General features: G+C 38.8%; 16 protein-coding genes. 9 read left to right on the top strand and 7 right to left on the bottom strand.

Translation table 11 applies throughout. The features are described 5' to 3' along the window. Positions 1–121 precede the first annotated feature (121 nt). Both JOD18_RS10615 and JOD18_RS10610 read left to right on the top strand, forming a co-directional pair. Entirely contained in the window at positions 122–1,456 is a 1,335-nt protein-coding gene (locus tag JOD18_RS10615) for a sialidase family protein (RefSeq protein WP_204669009.1), read from the top strand. 23 nt (positions 1,457–1,479) lie between these two features. Beyond that, the gene (locus JOD18_RS10610; protein WP_204669008.1) at positions 1,480–2,124 is read left to right on the top strand and encodes a YesL family protein; all 645 of its coding nucleotides are present in this window, start codon (positions 1,480–1,482) and stop codon (positions 2,122–2,124) included. A gap of 147 nt (positions 2,125–2,271) precedes the next feature. Here JOD18_RS10610 and JOD18_RS10605 read toward each other — a convergent pair whose 3' ends face one another. Then, positions 2,272–2,712 carry a YtoQ family protein gene (locus tag JOD18_RS10605; RefSeq protein ID WP_204669007.1) on the bottom strand — a complete coding sequence of 147 codons (441 nt, stop codon included), beginning with the start codon at positions 2,710–2,712 and terminating at the stop codon, positions 2,272–2,274. A gap of 93 nt (positions 2,713–2,805) precedes the next feature. Continuing rightward, a complete protein-coding gene (gene htpX / locus JOD18_RS10600) occupies positions 2,806–3,708 on the bottom strand; it encodes a protease HtpX (RefSeq protein WP_204669006.1) in 903 nt (300 codons plus the stop codon). Between the two features lie 335 nt (positions 3,709–4,043). Between htpX and JOD18_RS10595 the strand changes: the two genes are divergently transcribed. Then, entirely contained in the window at positions 4,044–5,597 is a 1,554-nt protein-coding gene (locus JOD18_RS10595; RefSeq protein WP_204669005.1) for a PTS transporter subunit EIIC, read from the top strand. Next, positions 5,598–6,284 carry an N-acetylmannosamine-6-phosphate 2-epimerase gene (locus tag JOD18_RS10590; protein ID WP_204669004.1) on the top strand — a complete coding sequence of 229 codons (687 nt, stop codon included), beginning with the start codon at positions 5,598–5,600 and terminating at the stop codon, positions 6,282–6,284. A 33-nt stretch (positions 6,285–6,317) separates the two neighbouring features. Here JOD18_RS10590 and JOD18_RS10585 read toward each other — a convergent pair whose 3' ends face one another. Further along, the gene (locus tag JOD18_RS10585; protein ID WP_204669003.1) at positions 6,318–7,124 is read right to left on the bottom strand and encodes a MurR/RpiR family transcriptional regulator; all 807 of its coding nucleotides are present in this window, start codon (positions 7,122–7,124) and stop codon (positions 6,318–6,320) included. A 329-nt stretch (positions 7,125–7,453) separates the two neighbouring features. On the opposite strand from JOD18_RS10585, the gene JOD18_RS10580 reads away from it, so the two are divergent. Further along, positions 7,454–7,642: a hypothetical protein gene (locus tag JOD18_RS10580; RefSeq protein ID WP_204669002.1), complete on the top strand. Its 189-nt coding sequence runs from the start codon at positions 7,454–7,456 to the stop codon at positions 7,640–7,642. 141 nt (positions 7,643–7,783) lie between these two features. After that, positions 7,784–8,209: an ATP-binding cassette domain-containing protein gene (locus tag JOD18_RS10575; protein WP_204669001.1), complete on the top strand. Its 426-nt coding sequence runs from the start codon at positions 7,784–7,786 to the stop codon at positions 8,207–8,209. A gap of 89 nt (positions 8,210–8,298) precedes the next feature. On the opposite strand, the gene JOD18_RS10570 is transcribed toward JOD18_RS10575, so the two are convergent. Further along, the gene (locus JOD18_RS10570; RefSeq protein WP_204669000.1) at positions 8,299–9,171 is read right to left on the bottom strand and encodes a TetR/AcrR family transcriptional regulator; all 873 of its coding nucleotides are present in this window, start codon (positions 9,169–9,171) and stop codon (positions 8,299–8,301) included. Between the two features lie 155 nt (positions 9,172–9,326). Here JOD18_RS10570 and JOD18_RS10565 point away from each other — a divergent pair, with 155 nt between their 5' ends. From JOD18_RS10565 to JOD18_RS10555, 3 genes are all read left to right on the top strand, one after another. Further along, a complete protein-coding gene (locus JOD18_RS10565; RefSeq protein ID WP_204668999.1) occupies positions 9,327–10,832 on the top strand; it encodes an MDR family MFS transporter in 1,506 nt (501 codons plus the stop codon). Positions 10,833–10,914: 82 nt separating this feature from the next. Then, positions 10,915–11,328 carry a nucleoside 2-deoxyribosyltransferase gene (locus JOD18_RS10560; protein ID WP_338029521.1) on the top strand — a complete coding sequence of 138 codons (414 nt, stop codon included), beginning with the start codon at positions 10,915–10,917 and terminating at the stop codon, positions 11,326–11,328. Between the two features lie 490 nt (positions 11,329–11,818). Continuing rightward, the gene (locus tag JOD18_RS10555) at positions 11,819–12,385 is read left to right on the top strand and encodes a YdcF family protein (protein WP_204668997.1); all 567 of its coding nucleotides are present in this window, start codon (positions 11,819–11,821) and stop codon (positions 12,383–12,385) included. 80 nt (positions 12,386–12,465) lie between these two features. Here JOD18_RS10555 and JOD18_RS10550 read toward each other — a convergent pair whose 3' ends face one another. From JOD18_RS10550 to JOD18_RS10540, 3 genes are all read right to left on the bottom strand, one after another. Beyond that, positions 12,466–13,578, bottom strand: a complete 1,113-nt coding sequence (locus JOD18_RS10550) for an N-acetylmuramoyl-L-alanine amidase family protein (RefSeq protein WP_204668996.1) — start codon at positions 13,576–13,578, stop codon at positions 12,466–12,468. A 378-nt stretch (positions 13,579–13,956) separates the two neighbouring features. Then, on the bottom strand, positions 13,957–14,739 hold the full coding sequence (locus tag JOD18_RS10545; protein ID WP_204668995.1) for a hypothetical protein: 783 nt from the start codon (positions 14,737–14,739) through the stop codon (positions 13,957–13,959). Further along, entirely contained in the window at positions 14,729–15,331 is a 603-nt protein-coding gene (locus JOD18_RS10540; protein WP_338029528.1) for an RNA polymerase sigma factor, read from the bottom strand. Before JOD18_RS10540 ends, JOD18_RS10545 begins: the two co-directional genes overlap by 11 nt. Positions 15,332–15,613 lie beyond the last annotated feature (282 nt).

Raw genomic sequence — 15,613 nt, 5'->3', positions numbered from 1 at the left:
TTTGCAAAGTTTGGCAAGGGAAGTTTTATTTTAAACGCATGGTTGTGAAAAAATTTAATATACAGTGAATTTTGTATATCTGCAGAGATCCAATATGATGTATAGAAGGGATGCATGTATGATGAATAAAATAATAACTAGTTCGCCTGAAATAGATGTGTATAAACCGGGTGAATTTAATTCCAAAGCTTATCGAATACCTGCTATGATCACATCCAAAAAAGGGACAGTGATTGCTTCTATTGATGCTCGGATTGTGGACTTAAGGGATAATCCTAATCAAATAAAAACGTATGTAAGAAGAAGTGAGGATAATGGAGACACATGGGAAGATCCGGTCATTGCTTTGGAGTATGCTGGTGAAGGGTTAGATGGAGCAGCTGCTATTGATACAGCATTATTGGAAGATGAGGATACAGATACTATTTGGCTGCTTGTTTCACATACACCAGGCGGAATTGGGCTGTGGAACAGTGAAGCTGGCACCGGATTTAATGAACAGGGCCAGCGAGTATTAACGGATACATTTGGCAATACCTATTATCTGCAAGAAGACGGGGCTGTTTTAGATACGCAAGGAAAGAGGACGAACTACTTTGTGGATGACAAGGGATATGTTTTCAAAGATGGTATAGAAACAGGCAATATATATTGGAAGAAAGAATTAAGCAGTGACGATAGTTTGCTTGAGCAGCGCACGTCTTATGTGCAAGTGATATATAGTAAGGACGATGGACGAACATGGTCATCTCCAATTGATTTAAACCCAGCGGTAAAAGAGAATTGGATGGCATTTATCGGAGCTGGTCCGGGCAGAGGAATCCAATTAGAACAGCAAGACTATAGAGGTAGATTGCTGTTTCCTATTTATTTTTCAAATGAACATAGAAAAATGTCTTGTGCGGTTATTTACAGTGATGATCATGGGAAGACATGGAAGAGATCATCATCACCAAATGATGGCAGAATATTTGAAAATGAGCCGTTAGCAGCTAAAGATTTAGCCGTTGAAAATGCCGATTTAACAGAATCTCAACTAATAGAATTAAGGGATGGAACCGTCCGTGTATTTATGAGAAATCATTCTGGCAGACAAAGGATTGCACTTTCGGAAAGTCGAGACGGCGGAATGACTTGGAGTGAAGTAACATACCATATGGATTTGCTGGACCCAACTTGTCAATCATCGGTGATTAGGTATCCAAATGATGATCAAGATATTGTATTATTTGCTAACCCTGCTGATGAAAGAGAGCGAAGCAACGGAACCATCCGTTTGAGTGTAGACGGCGGTGAGACATGGATCGACCAAACAGTGATTAATACTGGCGGTTTTATTTATTCTTGTTTAACCGTGCTTCCAAATGGTGAAATTGCCATTCTTTATGAAGCAGGTGATGATGATATGGGAATATTTATTAAATTTCAGAAATTCCAATTAGAACCTACGGATTAATGGAAAGCGGAGGGAGGATAAAGATGTCACAGCTTAGTATGTTTGGATCAAACAGCAAATTTATTCAATTTACAGAATGGATCACCAGAATGCTGCATCTTCAGCTAGTATGGACGATTTTCCTGATTATAGGGTTAGGTGTGTCCGGATTTTTTCCTGCAAGCTTTGCGATGTTTGCTATTGTGCGTAAATGGATCAAAGGGGAAGAAGACTTTTCTGTGAATAAGGCCTTCTTGAATTTCTATAAAGCTCATTTTATTAAAGCTAATTTAATTGGCTATGGTTATATATTGACAGGGGTTAGTTTTCTTTATTATTTTCATCTTATCGATATGCAAAGCGGTATCTTTTTCATCGTGCTTAAATTTCTGCTGCTTACTGTGCTATTACTATATGTGATGACAGGTTTATTCTTCATTCCAGTCTATGTCCATTTTGATATTGATGTGTTGGAAATGGTGCGTCATGCATTTATCATAGCGATTACACATCCATTCCATATTGCACTAATGATCGGTGTTTTTATTGCCTTTGGAGCTTTTTTGAACGTATTACCGATTTTGTTGCCATTTATAGCGATTAGTATGCTTGTCTATTTTTTGATGAGGATTGCTGTTAAAGCCTTTCAAGCGATCGAAGGGAAGCAGCAAGAACAACAGAGCAGTTGAGTGCCTTTTGCTGGCAAAAGGTCATTTGACAAACAAAAAAAGACAGAAGTGGATTGTGATTAGATTCTGTCAAGCGGCTGTCAGTTTTCAAGCAAACGGGATTACTTAACAAAGCAGGCTTCCTGTTATAACAGAAAGCCTGTTTTGTTATTCATAAATATACTGGATAACATCCAAAGCTTGTTCCATTGTAGATACAGTAACATTGGCCTTATTTGACAACTCTTTTAATGGGTGAATTAATGATTCTGGACGGATAATAATGGTTGGCTTATTCAGGTTGATGGCTGTTGTTACATCCATTGCCGTGTTCCACTGCTTGTACGTTTCTCCAAATAAACCAATCACGATATCTGCTTTTTGCATTAATACCTGTGTGCGGAAATTATTGATATCAGAGGCTGCATCATCTCTAAAATAGTTATTCGGCTGTTCCCCAAGAATAGCCTCACCAATGTCGTCCGAGCGATCATGGTTCGTTTGCGGCCCGCAAAAGGTAAGCGCCAGGTCACGCTGCTGTGCAAGTTCTGCCAATTGATCACGCCAGTCATCGTGAATTTGTCCTGCTAGATATACGGTTAGTTCCATTTTTATCACTCCTCCAAGTATGATTATTATCTATGCTAAAAGTAAATAGAAAAAAATACAACTGTTACGCAACAGTTGTATTTCCCGCCTTCATTAGCGCTGTTCTAACTTTGCAATACGGTCTTCTAACGGTGGGTGAGAAGAGAAAAGTGCGGCAAAGCTAGGCTTGTTACTGATTTTCATCGTTTGGATTGCAGCATCATTGCTGTGATCATCAACTTCGGCGCGGTCAATATAAGCTCTTAATGAACGCAGGGCATGAGCCATTTTATCACGACCCGCCAAGTCTGCTCCGCCTCGGTCTGCATGATACTCGCGATGACGTGAGTAGGCGCTGACAACAATACTTCCTAAGATAGAGAAAAGAATCTGGAAGACAATAACAGCGGCAAAGTGGACAATCCATTGCAGTTCAGAACGTACCAATCTAGATACGATAGAAGCAACAATTCGGGATAAGAATACCACGAATGTGTTGACGATACCTTGTAACAAGGTCATGGTTACCATATCGCCATTGGCCACGTGTGCAACCTCGTGGGCAATAACTCCTTCCACTGCGTCATCATCCATTGTGTCTAATAACCCTTGAGATACTGCAACTAATGAACGTTTTTTACTTGGTCCGGTGGCAAAGGCGTTCACTTCACGTGATTGATAAATACCAACCTCTGGTGTATGTGGTAGTCCTGCTGCACGAGATAATCTCTCAACTTTTTCATATACAGCGCGTTCTTGTGCAGAGGCACTGTTAGGATCAATTACTTTCACCTTCATCATCATTTTTGCCATCCAACGTGACATAGCTAGTGAGATAAAGGAACCTGTGAAACCTACAACGATACTAAATACCATTAGTGAGACATAATTGATACCCCCATCTATTCGATAGGTACCTCCGATATTAGTAAAAGTTGTAATGATTGACCAGACAATGACAATTGTTGTCATAACTAAAATGTTGGTCAATAAAAATAGTAGAACTCGTTTTCCCATTGTTCAACCCCCATGAGCATAAAGTTTGTCTCTTATATCATACCATATTTTATTAAAATTACTAAACAAATAGCACAGTTATTTGCTTGGGATATGTTGTAAATAAGCTGTTGGTATACAAGAAACAAATGATTATAAATAAAGCTATATATAAACAGGAAAAGAATAAGATTACTAATAGAACATAAAATAGCTAAAAACATGACAACAATGGCTCAGCGGATTTTGGGAAAATCGGATCATAAAGGATTCTCAAGGCAATATAAACATTGATAAAAATAATTTTCTCTAATATAATAATTTTGAAAATGGTTTACTGAATAGAGGTGGAATACATGAGTAAGAAAAAGAATAATGTATTTTTTGAGCAGGCGCAGCGTTTCGGTAAATCATTTATGTTGCCGATTGCAGTTCTTCCAGCGGCTGGTTTATTATTAGGGATTGGCTCTGCTTTTAGCAATGAAGCAACAATTGAGGCGTATCCGTTCTTGGATATAGCGTTTTTGCAAGCGATTTTTACTATAATGAGTTCAGCGGGTAATATTGTCTTTGCCAATTTGCCTGTTATCTTTGCAGTAGGAATAGCGATTGGTTTGGCAAGATCTGATAAAGGAACAGCAGGACTTGCTGCTTTACTTGGTTTCCTGGTGATGCATGCAACCATTAATGCCATGTTAATCATCACAGGACAGCTTGCAGCTGATAATATGGCTGATGTAGGGCAGGGAATGGTGTTAGGTATTCAATCATTGGAAACAGGAGTATTTGGCGGGGTTGTTCTCGGTCTGCTGGCCTATTTCCTTCATAACAGATACAATAAAATTGAGTTGCCAAAATTTTTAGGCTTTTTCGGAGGTTCACGGTTTATTCCGATTATTACTGCTTTCTTATCGATCTTTTTAGGGATTGTCTTATTCTATGTCTGGCCAATTGTTCAAACAGGTATCCAATCCTTAGGAGGATTAGTGGAAACAACTGGTTATATAGGTACACTTATTTATGGGTTCGTATTGCGTTTACTTGGGCCTTTCGGTCTTCATCATATCTTTTATTTACCATTCTGGACCACCAGTCTCGGCGGATCTATGGTAGTGGATGGTTCACTGGTGGAAGGTACTCAGCGGATATTCTTTGCTCAATTAGGCAGTACAGAGCCAATTGACCAGTATTTTATTGGCACTGCCAGATTTATGTCTGGACGTCATATTACGATGATGTTTGGATTACTGGGGGCATGTCTAGCGATGTATCATACCGCAAAGCCAAAAAATAAAAAGAAAGTATTAGGGTTGATGCTGTCCATTGGTTTGACTTCCTTCTTAACAGGTATCACCGAACCAATTGAATTTTCCTTTTTATTTATTGCCCCAGTACTATATGTGATTCATGCTTTTTATGATGGACTGGCCTTCATGCTCGCGCATATCTTTGAAATTACCATTGGACAGACATTCTCTGGCGGATTTATTGATTTCACGCTGTTCGGAATTTTACAAGGTAACGATAAAACGAATTGGTTAATGGTTCCTGTCATTGGTATTCCATGGTTTTTCCTGTATTACTTTACCTTTAAATTTATGATTAAGAAATTTGATTACAAAACACCAGGGCGTGAAGAGGAAGAGCTGCAAGAACATACCTTTACTAAAACGGAACGTGCCGGTAAGATTATTGATGGACTAGGCGGCGGCGAGAATATTAAAGATTTGGATAACTGTGCCACTCGTTTGCGAGTGACAGTTTTCGACAGCGAGCTAGTGAATAAAGATGATTTGAAAAATACTGGTGCCAGAGGCGTGATTATGAATGGAAATGGTGTTCAAGTAATATACGGTCCAGAGGTATCAGGAATTAAAAATGAAATTGCAGAAGCGTTAGGAGAAGATTAAATGAATGTACTCAAACAATTAGAAAATAAATTAATCGTATCTTGCCAGGCATTAGAACATGAACCGCTGCACTCTTCCTTTATTATGGGAAGAATGGCTGTTGCGGCGGTAGAAGGGGGAGCTGCTGGCATTCGAGCTAATTCAGGGGTCGACATTAAAGAGATTAAGCAGCAGGTAGATGTACCCGTTATTGGCTTGGTTAAGCGGGATTATCCCGATAGTGAAGTATTTATTACGGCGACGCTGAAAGAAATAGACGAATTAATCGAGGCACAGCCAGAGATTATTGCGTTAGATGCTACGTTACGCAAGCGGCCAAATGGCGTTCAAACAAAGGAATTAGTCGACTATGTCAAGGACAATGCACCAACTATTGCGTTAATGGCTGATATTTCTACTGTCGAGGAGGCAGTAGAAGCAGAAAAAATCGGCTTTGATTGTGTTTCGACTACCCTTGTTGGTTATACGAAAGAAACCGAAGGACAAAATATATTTGATCACGATTATCGGATTTGGAAGGACATTCACCAAGCAGTTAACATCCCAGTAGTAGCGGAAGGGAAAATAGATACACCAGAAAAGGCTGCCAAAGTATTAGAACTGGGTGCAAGTTTTGTGGTAGTGGGCAGTGCGATTACCAGACCGCAGCTGATTACCAAAAGCTTTTATCAAGCGGTAAATCAATAATATATAAATATAGAGCAGTTCATTGGAGCCGCTCTATATTTTTTTATATTCATCTAATGCATGTAATGTTTCTTGATAAGCCTCCATTTGCGGCTGGTTTGCAGAAATAAGCTTGCTAAGAATATCCAAGGAATAGAGAATAGACAACTGACTATTGAAAAAACCATCGGCAATGTAGTGGCCAATCCCTGATGTATAGAGTGTTAAATCGGAATTATCGGCCAGCGGTGTCTCTAGATAATTTGTAATCGAAATAATCGTTGCTTGTTTTCGTTTTGCCAGCTCAATGGCTTCCACAATTTCCTTCGTCTGACCAGAATTAGAGATCGCAATGACCACGTCTTGTTTAGTCAGCATAGAAGAGGCGATAACCATCGAATGAGAATCCCGGTGTGATGTAATATGAAGCCCCATTCGTGACAGGCGATATTTTAATTCCTCAGCAGATAAACCAGAGCTTCTTAGGCCATACACATATATTTTATCTGCAGCGAGAATCCACTGACATGCCGTTTGGTAGGCTTTCATTTCGGTTAAGGCATTGGTTGAACTAATAATCGATTTATACATTTGATTGACATGATGAATAGCATGATCCGTTGTATCCGTTTGTTTCACGGCATCTCGCAGCAGGATTTTAAACTCCACAAAATTAGCTGCCCCAATTTTTTTACAAAAGCGTGTAATGGTTGCGTCAGAGACTGCAATTTTCTTCGCCAGCTCTTTAATATGTATATTTAATAAATCCTCATTATGCTTGATTATATAATCTGCTATACGTTTCTCTGTTTTACTCAATGCTTGATATTTCCACTGGATTTGGTCTAGAATCGTGCGCATTAGAAACCTCCATAGCTTGGTTGTAATTGTATTATACGATTTAATGGGGAGGGCTGTCATCTATTAATGAGAACTTTAATAGATGATAAGGTGTTTATTAATGTTTCCCTTAGCCTTGATTACCAAAGTGCTTGGTCCGCTGATTTTAATCGTCAGTAAATTATTTGTGTAGTTATCCGGGATAATGGCGTAGTGATTCAAGAGAATGTAGCCAAGTCCAGACAGCTGCAAGAAACATTTGAAGGGCATACGATTATTAAAGTATTCATCTCTGGTCGACCTTGCAACTTTCTTTATCGGCGCTTGGCCGTATTTATGAGTTTTTACATATGCCGAAGGATCCGTACTTAGTGAAAGATAATGTTCCACAGCTGTCTGTCCAAATTAATTTTCGTCATGTCTCGTTTGCTTATGAAGGGGACAATCAGGTATTACATGATATTAACTTATATATTGAGCCAAACCAGCGCATAGCAATTATTGGCGAGAGCGGTTCGGGAAAAAGAAACTGTTATTAGGACTGTATCAACCAACAGAAGGTGGCATTTATCTTCAGCCTCAAGGGTCTAAGGAAGAGAAGTTAGTGTTCCACAGGATGCCTACTTATTTGATGATACTATTTATCAGAATATTTTTTATGGGGAGCAGAGGAAGATCAAGTGTATGATATTGCCAAAAAGGTAAGTGCAGATGACTTTATCCGTAAATTGACTAATGGTTATCAATTTTCCGTAGGGGAAAGAGGAGCGAAATTATCTGGCGGACAGCGGCAGCGGATCACCTTGGCTCGGTCTTTTATTGGAAACCAGTCGATTGTCGTATTTGATGAAGCTACTTCTGCCTTGGATTTTAATACGGAGGAAACGATTTTACAGCAGCTGATGAAGCAACAGCCTCATCAAACGATTTTTATGATTACCCACCGTCTGTCTACGGCAATGTACTGTGATCAAATTATTTTATTGGAAGATGGTACAGTGGCTGCACAGGCGACACATGAAGAACTGTTAACAACAAACAATACCTATCAAGACCTCTATCAGCGATATCAAGAAGCACATCAGAAAACAGCCAGTCTCTCATAAGAGGGGATAAACCTTGATGATAAAAAAACACAGACAAAAAATGCTGTTCCCAAACTCAAGAAGAGTTGCGGGACAGCATTTTTTCATCATTAATTTGCCTTTAAGTAAGTCCAAACAGCATTGGTAAACAATTGCGCTTGTGCCTTGCCTGGTTTTCCTTCAAATGAGGAGAGAAACGGTTTAAGCAGGTTTTGCACGACCACTTTACGAATCGGATCACGTTCTAATTCATATACGATGACATCAAACAAATCTTGTTGATCATCTTGGAAAGCATAATGTGAGTGCAGTTGATGTGCCAGATCTATTAGTTCGGTTTGTGTCATTAATTTTTTGTGGACAGATGTTTTTAGAAAATCAATGTTAAATCTATTTAAGATAGTCTTCCCGCTTTTTTCCATCTGTAAGATCAATATTTCTACATAAGATAATAGCGTTTCGATTAAATCATGCAGTGAAAACTGGCTGTTTGTAATATTTAAGGTGAATAACATATATTGCAGCATACCAAAATAAAGAATGGTTGCCTCTGTTGCATATTCGCGAATCTCTTCCCCCATCACATCAACAAGCCGGTTAGCCATCCATTCCATTTCTATAACCCTGTGCTGCATGACAAGCTTCTTGAGATCGGCTTGATCAGAGGAAAGGATATTTTCAAATAAAGTACGCAGCCTATTTTCCTCATTTAGTTTCATGATAGTCGTGATTTGTTCGATTAACACATCTCGATCTTTATCATCTTTGCCAACTTGTATCGCCACTCGTTGTTGACTGGCATCATAGCGAATGTTTTCTAATATTTCTGCAATACAATCATTTTTGGAGGAAAAATAATTGTAGAAGGTTCCTTTTGATATATCTGCTTTATCGATAATTTCCTGAATCGATGTGTCCTGGAATCCTTTATCGATAAATAGTTTTAAAGCAATATCGGCTACTTTTCTTTTTCGTTCATTCATCATTATCACCCTGTCTTTCTCTAGCTACAGTATACGTTTCTTTATAGGAAAAAACAATTTTTTGAACTTTGGGTATAAAAATGTTGAAAAAAATGAACTATAGGTATAAAATATACAAGTGCAAATATTTAAAGGGAAGATTAGAGGGAAATAATATGGATACAACAGTAAATAAAACACCTTATTTAATGATTAGTATTTTGTTTATTGGAGCGTTTGTATCGTTCCTAAACAATTCATTATTAAACGTAGCTCTTCCATCCATTATGGTTGATTTAGGAATTGAAAACTATTCGACGGTACAATGGCTGGCTACAGGTTATATGCTTGTAAGTGGGGTTTTAATTCCTGCTTCGGCTTTTTTAATTACACGTTTTTCTAACCGATATTTATTTATTACGGCAATGGCTATCTTTACCTTAGGTACCGCTTTTGCTGCCTTTGCCCCTAACTTTGGTGTACTGCTTGCAGGACGTATGGTTCAAGCTGCTGGTTCTTCAGTAATGGGGCCGTTATTAATGAACATCATGTTAGTAAGTTTTCCGCGTAAGCAGCGTGGTACAGCTATGGGTGTATTCGGAATGGTAATGATTGCAGCGCCAGCGATTGGACCGACCTTATCAGGGTATATCGTGGAGTATCACAACTGGCGTTTACTTTTTGAAATGATCCTGCCGTTGGCTGTCATCAGTCTAGCGTTAGCAATTTGGAAGTTCCGCAATGTAATGGATCAGAATAAGGAAGCAACTCTGGACTATGCTTCGCTTGTATTGTCATGTCTAGGATTTGGCGGTCTGCTGTATGGTGTAAGTAATGCCAGTGCTGATGGATGGAATGACCCTGTTGTTATCGCCACCCTTATTGTTGGCGGTATTGCTTTGATTCTTTTTATTGTTCGTCAATTGAGGTTAGACAAACCTCTATTAGATTTACGACCTTATAAATATCCGATGTTTACATTGGCGTCTATAATTATGGTTGTCAATGCTGTAGCGATGTTCTCAGGGATGATCCTAACACCTGCTTATGTACAGGATGTAAGAGGGATATCACCAATGCATTCCGGTTTAATGTTATTGCCAGGTGCGATTATTATGGCAATTATGTCTCCGATTACGGGGCGGTTGTTTGATAAATTTGGCCCACGGATGTTGGCTTTTGTAGGGCTTACGGTTACAGGAATCTCTACTTGGATGCTGGCACATCTGCAAATTGATTCTTCTTATACGTATATTGTGGTCGTGTATTCCTTACGTATGTTTGGTATGTCAATGGTGATGATGCCGATTATGACAAATGGTCTTAACCAATTGCCAACTAGCCTAAATCCGCATGGAACAGCGATTAATAATACGGCACAGCAGGTTTCAGGTGCAATAGGAACAGCGGTGATGGTTACCATTATGAACTCAGTGGCTACTGCTGAAGGGGAGAATTTAATGCAGGGGGTTGATCCAGCTTCATTAACAGAAGCTTCTATGGCAACTATGTCACAACAGGCTTTATTAAGCGGGATTCAATATTCTTTCTATGTGGCCTTGGTCATCAATATTGTGGCTCTTATCTTATCCTTCTTTATCAAACGGGTAGACACAAGTGACAAAAACGTTCAAAAAATTGAAAAGGAAGAAGATGGCGCGGTAAAGCCAGCCATAACCTAAATAAAAAGTGTACCAACGTTTGGTGCACTTTTTTATTCTGTACATATCAGCTGTATAATAAGGCTAGTCCTTATTATAAAAAATGTTGGAAGGAAATCTGATATGTATGAAAACATTTTATGTGGCATCAAGTTTCAAGAATATCGACAAGGTCAGAGAAGTTAGTCATAGTATGAAAAGGAAAAGATTTATACAAACGTACGATTGGACGCTTCATTCAAGAGCAGCCACTGTAGCAGACTTACAAGCAATTGGTCACGCGGAGAAAGAGGCGGTAACAGAAGCAGATATTATTATAGTCATACTCCCGGCAGGAAAAGGCAGCCATATTGAACTAGGAATGGCAATAGCTCAAGGCAAACAAATTTATCTTTATGATACAGATCAACAAGTAAATAACATGGCGAGCACCAGTACCTTCTATCATCTGCCTGACATAACACTAGTGACGGGAAGCGTTGATCAATTAATAGAGAAAGTGATTAACGATGATTAGAAAGACTTTTTAGAGGGAAAGTAGGTAATTGTGAATCTAAAGCGGCCGCATGTATTTGTCTTTTTTATATAAGAGTTTACAAAAAAATGATGGACAGAAAAAGAAGAACTGGCGTATAGTTGTCCGTCATAGAGGAAATGATGGACAGAAAAAGCTACCCCAGCGCCTAGTTGTCTGTCATAAACATTTTATAAACTATAGCGTCTGCTAGCAGCGTTTTTCATTAATGTCTTAAGTTTTTTGTAAGAAAATTATCCTCCAAAGATGAAAACCTTCCTTGATCCTAAGGTAATCGCCTACAAGTCCCCACTTCAAGTTTTTGGGTGTTAAAGCAGTCTGAGTGGAAGATAACAAAAGCTAATGCCCCGAGAAATTTTGCTGCGTGTCAATGTAGAGTAAAAAAATTCTAATCTCACTGTTATATGTATAAAGTTCTTCGCTATATTTGCTGCTTGTCTGCATGATAAGATAAAGGAAGGGGGGAGAGGCGATGGTGTGGTTATGGTGTATTCCAGCGGTTTTATTGATTCTTCTGTTAGGCTTATTTTTTCACTTGCATCGATTCTTGGTCTTAGAACAGAGGCCGCAACGGGTCGATGCCATTGTTGTATTAAGTGGAGGAGATCCGAAAAGAGAAGAAGAGGCGGCTAAATTGTACCAAGCGGGCTATAGTGACCGGATTATTTTGACTAGAGCGCCGGCAGGCTGGCAAACATATACTTCAGATATGATGCGAGAACACTTAATCGATCTCGGAGTACCGGCGGATTCTATCATAGATTACGGTATTGTCACTAGTACACGCGAAGAAGCTATCCTGTTGCGCCCGCTTATTGATGAATTGTCGCTCCGATCCCTGATTGTTGTCACAAATAAATTTCACTCTGCCCGGGCATTATGGATCTTTAAGCGGGTATTAAAAGATGAAAACATTACATGGATATCCGTTCCGGTGCGAGAGGATATATTTGATCACCAGTGGTGGAGGCATCACCACACCCGAAAACAAGCCGCGAGTGAAATCTTAAAAACGTTCTGGGAGATTATGAAACTTTAAATTTTCTGTGTATGTTAAAGCTACAATAAAACAAGAGCAGGCCTGCCCATATTATTATGGAAGCTGCTCTTGTTTTTTGATTATTGATTAAAATAACGAATTAATCCATTTGTGATTCCTTTTGCTGCATCTGCAGGGTAGGATTCAGACTGGATAACAGAAAGATCATTTGCATTTGTAATAAATCCTAATTCTAGTAATAAGGCAGGGTGATTATTATTTCGTAATACGTATAAACCATCGTACATGACACCTCTGTTTGCTAGATTCAGCTGGCTGCCTAGCGATTCCTGCATCGTATAAGCCAATGATTTACTATTATTGTTATAATAATGTGTGCTGATACCGTTAATCACAGTCAGTGGATTCGTGTTTAAATGGATACTGATAAATGCATCGGTATTATAACTATGACTAATTCTCACACGATCTTCTAAACTAACAAATCTATCATCTGAGCGAGTCAAGATGACATTGGCACCTGCCTTTTCCAGTTCACTGACAATCGGATTAATGGCTCTCATAATAAGATCCTTTTCCTGCACTCCATGCAGACCAACGGCACCTGGATCGTGACCTCCGTGTCCGGGATCAATCACAATATTATAGCCGCTTAAATCACCATTAGCAGCTGTATTGCTGCTGTTTACTTGCGGTGTTTCGGCTAGGGATGTATCAGAAGCAGGTGCTGCTTGTCCACCTTCATTAGTTAACCAGCCTGCAACCCAGCCAGTTGATCCATCAGGTAAGCTGATTTGCACCCAGTCATTTTGTGTATCTACCATAGGGAAGGTATCGCCATTGCTAGCCATCGTTTGAATGCGATAACTTGTTTCAGGGCCGGTACGAATACGTGTACCATCTGCTTGAATTGTAACTTCCTGATCGTTCGACACTTCTGAAGCAGATGATTCAGAAGAGGATGATTCACTGGAAGCATATAAGTAATGAGAAGCTACCCAGCCTTGCTGTCCATTGAAATATGTTTGAAACCAGCCGTGTTCCTCCTTGAATACTTTCACTTTGTCGCCTGCTTTCAACTTACCAATAACATCACTATTACTGGCAGGTTCTTCTCGAACCATAAGTGCAGACACAGTTGAACTTACCTCATATGTTTTTTCCTGTGCAAATACTGCTGCAGGTAAAATAAAGAAAAAACATAAGAGAGTTAAGCCTGTTACTTTTCTCATCTCATCTCCCATCCCCAATCTATTAATAATTTCTTAAACAATTGTACCCTAGCAAGGTAAATTTAAACATGAAAATTTAGGAAATTATCTATATTTTTTAGTGAATGAAATAACCAAAAAAGGGAAAAACATTGGCAGGATAAGGGATAGAAGCTTTTAAAAAAATTGCTATTATTTATTTATTTTTTTGTAAATTAAAGAGAATTTCGGGTATCATGGTAACAAATTTCGCGGAAAAAACTCACAAACAGATAATACTAGTTTTTCCACTAGAGATTAGGTATATATAAACAGAGATTTTTGTTGTGCTTAACGAAACTGATCAAAACATGAAAAAACGTTGACAAATGATGGTGCAAGCTGTTTGAATACTCTTTCTTAAAAAGCCTGCACCGATTGAACCAATTCATGAATTTTAGCAGCAGCCTCCACGCCTATTTTCTCTTCATATTGATAATGAATGACTAACACATGTTGATCAACTTGCAGAAAATAGTCTCCCTGCGGCGGCTGGTTTTGATATTGATGTAAGCCATCATACGGGTAATCATCCTCTGTCAATATGTCGATCGCATCTGTTTGGTCTGTATGTTGTTCATAATCATACTGCACCTGTTCAATAGTTGTGTATGGCTCTACTTGCAGGGAAACAGACGCCTCGCCTGTTTCGGCAATATAAGTCACTGTTTGTCCGTCTATTTCCGGTGTACCAAATAAAGTATCTATTTGGTAAGAAAAACGATAAGGTTCGATTGAATAATGGGTGACCATTGTTGTTTGTTCCGTGTCTTCTATTATAATGCTCGTTTCCTCTGTTTCTCCTTTTACAATGGAAAGCGGCAAGGAACCAGCTTCAGGGATTTGATCGGTTCTTTCCATTTCTTCTGTACCCTCCATTGCTTGATCCATGGCAGCGGAATCTTCTTCATACTGCCACGAGGTTTGTTGTTGATTGTTAAAATATATAAAGGTTACTACACATACTAACAGAACAGCTGCAGAAGAAGCCCAAAGATAAAAGGATTTCGTTTTTATTTTTTTCTTGTTTTTTGCATATTTTTGAAGAGATGAGCGAATGTTGTCTTTCGTCGCAGAATCTAATTTCTTGTCTATTTTTAATGATTGTAATTCTTTCTTCCACTTATCTTCCTCATGACTCATGGAAATCCTCCTCCATTTCTTGCTTTAATGCCTTTAGAGCACGATGAAAAGTTACCCTTACTTTTGATTCGGACCAGTTTAAGATAGCCGCCGTTTCACGAATAGATAAGTCTTCTATGCCTCTTAAGATAATCACATCTCGATAATCTTGCTTTAAAAGATGAATGGAGTGATGCAAGTTCAACTTGCGCTCTTGCTTCAGATGCTGGTCTTCTGGAGACTCCTCTGTTTTATGCACATAGCTTTTAATTAATTTGCGCCAATCTTTTCGTTTTTGCTTTCTTGCTTCATCGATGGCAAGGTGGCGGGCGATGGTGATCAGCCAAGTCTTAGGACTTGAGTCACCTTTGAATGATGAATAACGATCCATTGCCTTGATAAAGACTTCTTGGACAAGATCCTCGACGTCCGTGTTGGATGTATAGTAAATAAGAAAACGATAGATATCGTCAGCATAGCTGTTAAACCAATCCGTAATTAATTCTTCATCCATCTCGTGACCTCCTTGAAGCGAGTCTGTTAGGAATTTTGATTCGTACTTTGATAAAAAGTATAAGCGATAATGAAGATAGTGAGAAGTAGAAAGGCGGATGAGATTGAATTTTGTTATAAGCAGACCTCTATTACGGAAGACTACTATAAGATTAGACGTTTTTCAACAGGCGATGTTACAAAATGTACGCTTAAGGTGCGTGTTAAAAAAATCTGCTGCAAGAATTCAACGCGGCGCATCTTTTAGCAGATGATTTTGCACACCGGAAAAGTGATTTTCTTTTTTATAAGATCAGCGTACAATGTCAAATACTTTTTTTAAGTTTTTGGATAACTCTAATACACCTACCATAAATAAATTTTTTTACAAGTAGCATTTAAC

The organism is Gracilibacillus alcaliphilus (assembly GCF_016909015.1).
In the GTDB taxonomy this organism is placed as follows: Bacteria; Bacillota; Bacilli; order Bacillales; family Amphibacillaceae; genus Gracilibacillus; species Gracilibacillus alcaliphilus.
This window is presented reverse-complemented; position numbering and strand designations above follow the sequence as displayed.

Bases quoted from the DNA above. Each gene is read 5' to 3' on its own strand.
- JOD18_RS10595 (WP_204669005.1), top strand. From the start codon at position 4,044: ATGAGTAAGAAAAAGAATAATGTATTTTTTGAGCAGGCGCAGCGTTTC.
- JOD18_RS10565 (WP_204668999.1), top strand. From the start codon at position 9,327: ATGGATACAACAGTAAATAAAACACCTTATTTAATGATTAGTATTTTG.
- JOD18_RS10580 (WP_204669002.1), top strand. From the start codon at position 7,454: ATGCCGAAGGATCCGTACTTAGTGAAAGATAATGTTCCACAGCTGTCT.
- JOD18_RS10590 (WP_204669004.1), top strand. From the start codon at position 5,598: ATGAATGTACTCAAACAATTAGAAAATAAATTAATCGTATCTTGCCAG.
- JOD18_RS10550 (WP_204668996.1), bottom strand. From the start codon at position 13,578: ATGAGAAAAGTAACAGGCTTAACTCTCTTATGTTTTTTCTTTATTTTA.
- JOD18_RS10605 (WP_204669007.1), bottom strand. From the start codon at position 2,712: ATGGAACTAACCGTATATCTAGCAGGACAAATTCACGATGACTGGCGT.
- JOD18_RS10610 (WP_204669008.1), top strand. From the start codon at position 1,480: ATGTCACAGCTTAGTATGTTTGGATCAAACAGCAAATTTATTCAATTT.
- JOD18_RS10585 (WP_204669003.1), bottom strand. From the start codon at position 7,124: ATGCGCACGATTCTAGACCAAATCCAGTGGAAATATCAAGCATTGAGT.
- JOD18_RS10615 (WP_204669009.1), top strand. From the start codon at position 122: ATGAATAAAATAATAACTAGTTCGCCTGAAATAGATGTGTATAAACCG.
- htpX (WP_204669006.1), bottom strand. From the start codon at position 3,708: ATGGGAAAACGAGTTCTACTATTTTTATTGACCAACATTTTAGTTATG.
- JOD18_RS10555 (WP_204668997.1), top strand. From the start codon at position 11,819: ATGGTGTGGTTATGGTGTATTCCAGCGGTTTTATTGATTCTTCTGTTA.
- JOD18_RS10570 (WP_204669000.1), bottom strand. From the start codon at position 9,171: ATGAATGAACGAAAAAGAAAAGTAGCCGATATTGCTTTAAAACTATTT.
- JOD18_RS10560 (WP_338029521.1), top strand. From the start codon at position 10,915: ATGTTGGAAGGAAATCTGATATGTATGAAAACATTTTATGTGGCATCA.
- JOD18_RS10545 (WP_204668995.1), bottom strand. From the start codon at position 14,739: ATGAGTCATGAGGAAGATAAGTGGAAGAAAGAATTACAATCATTAAAA.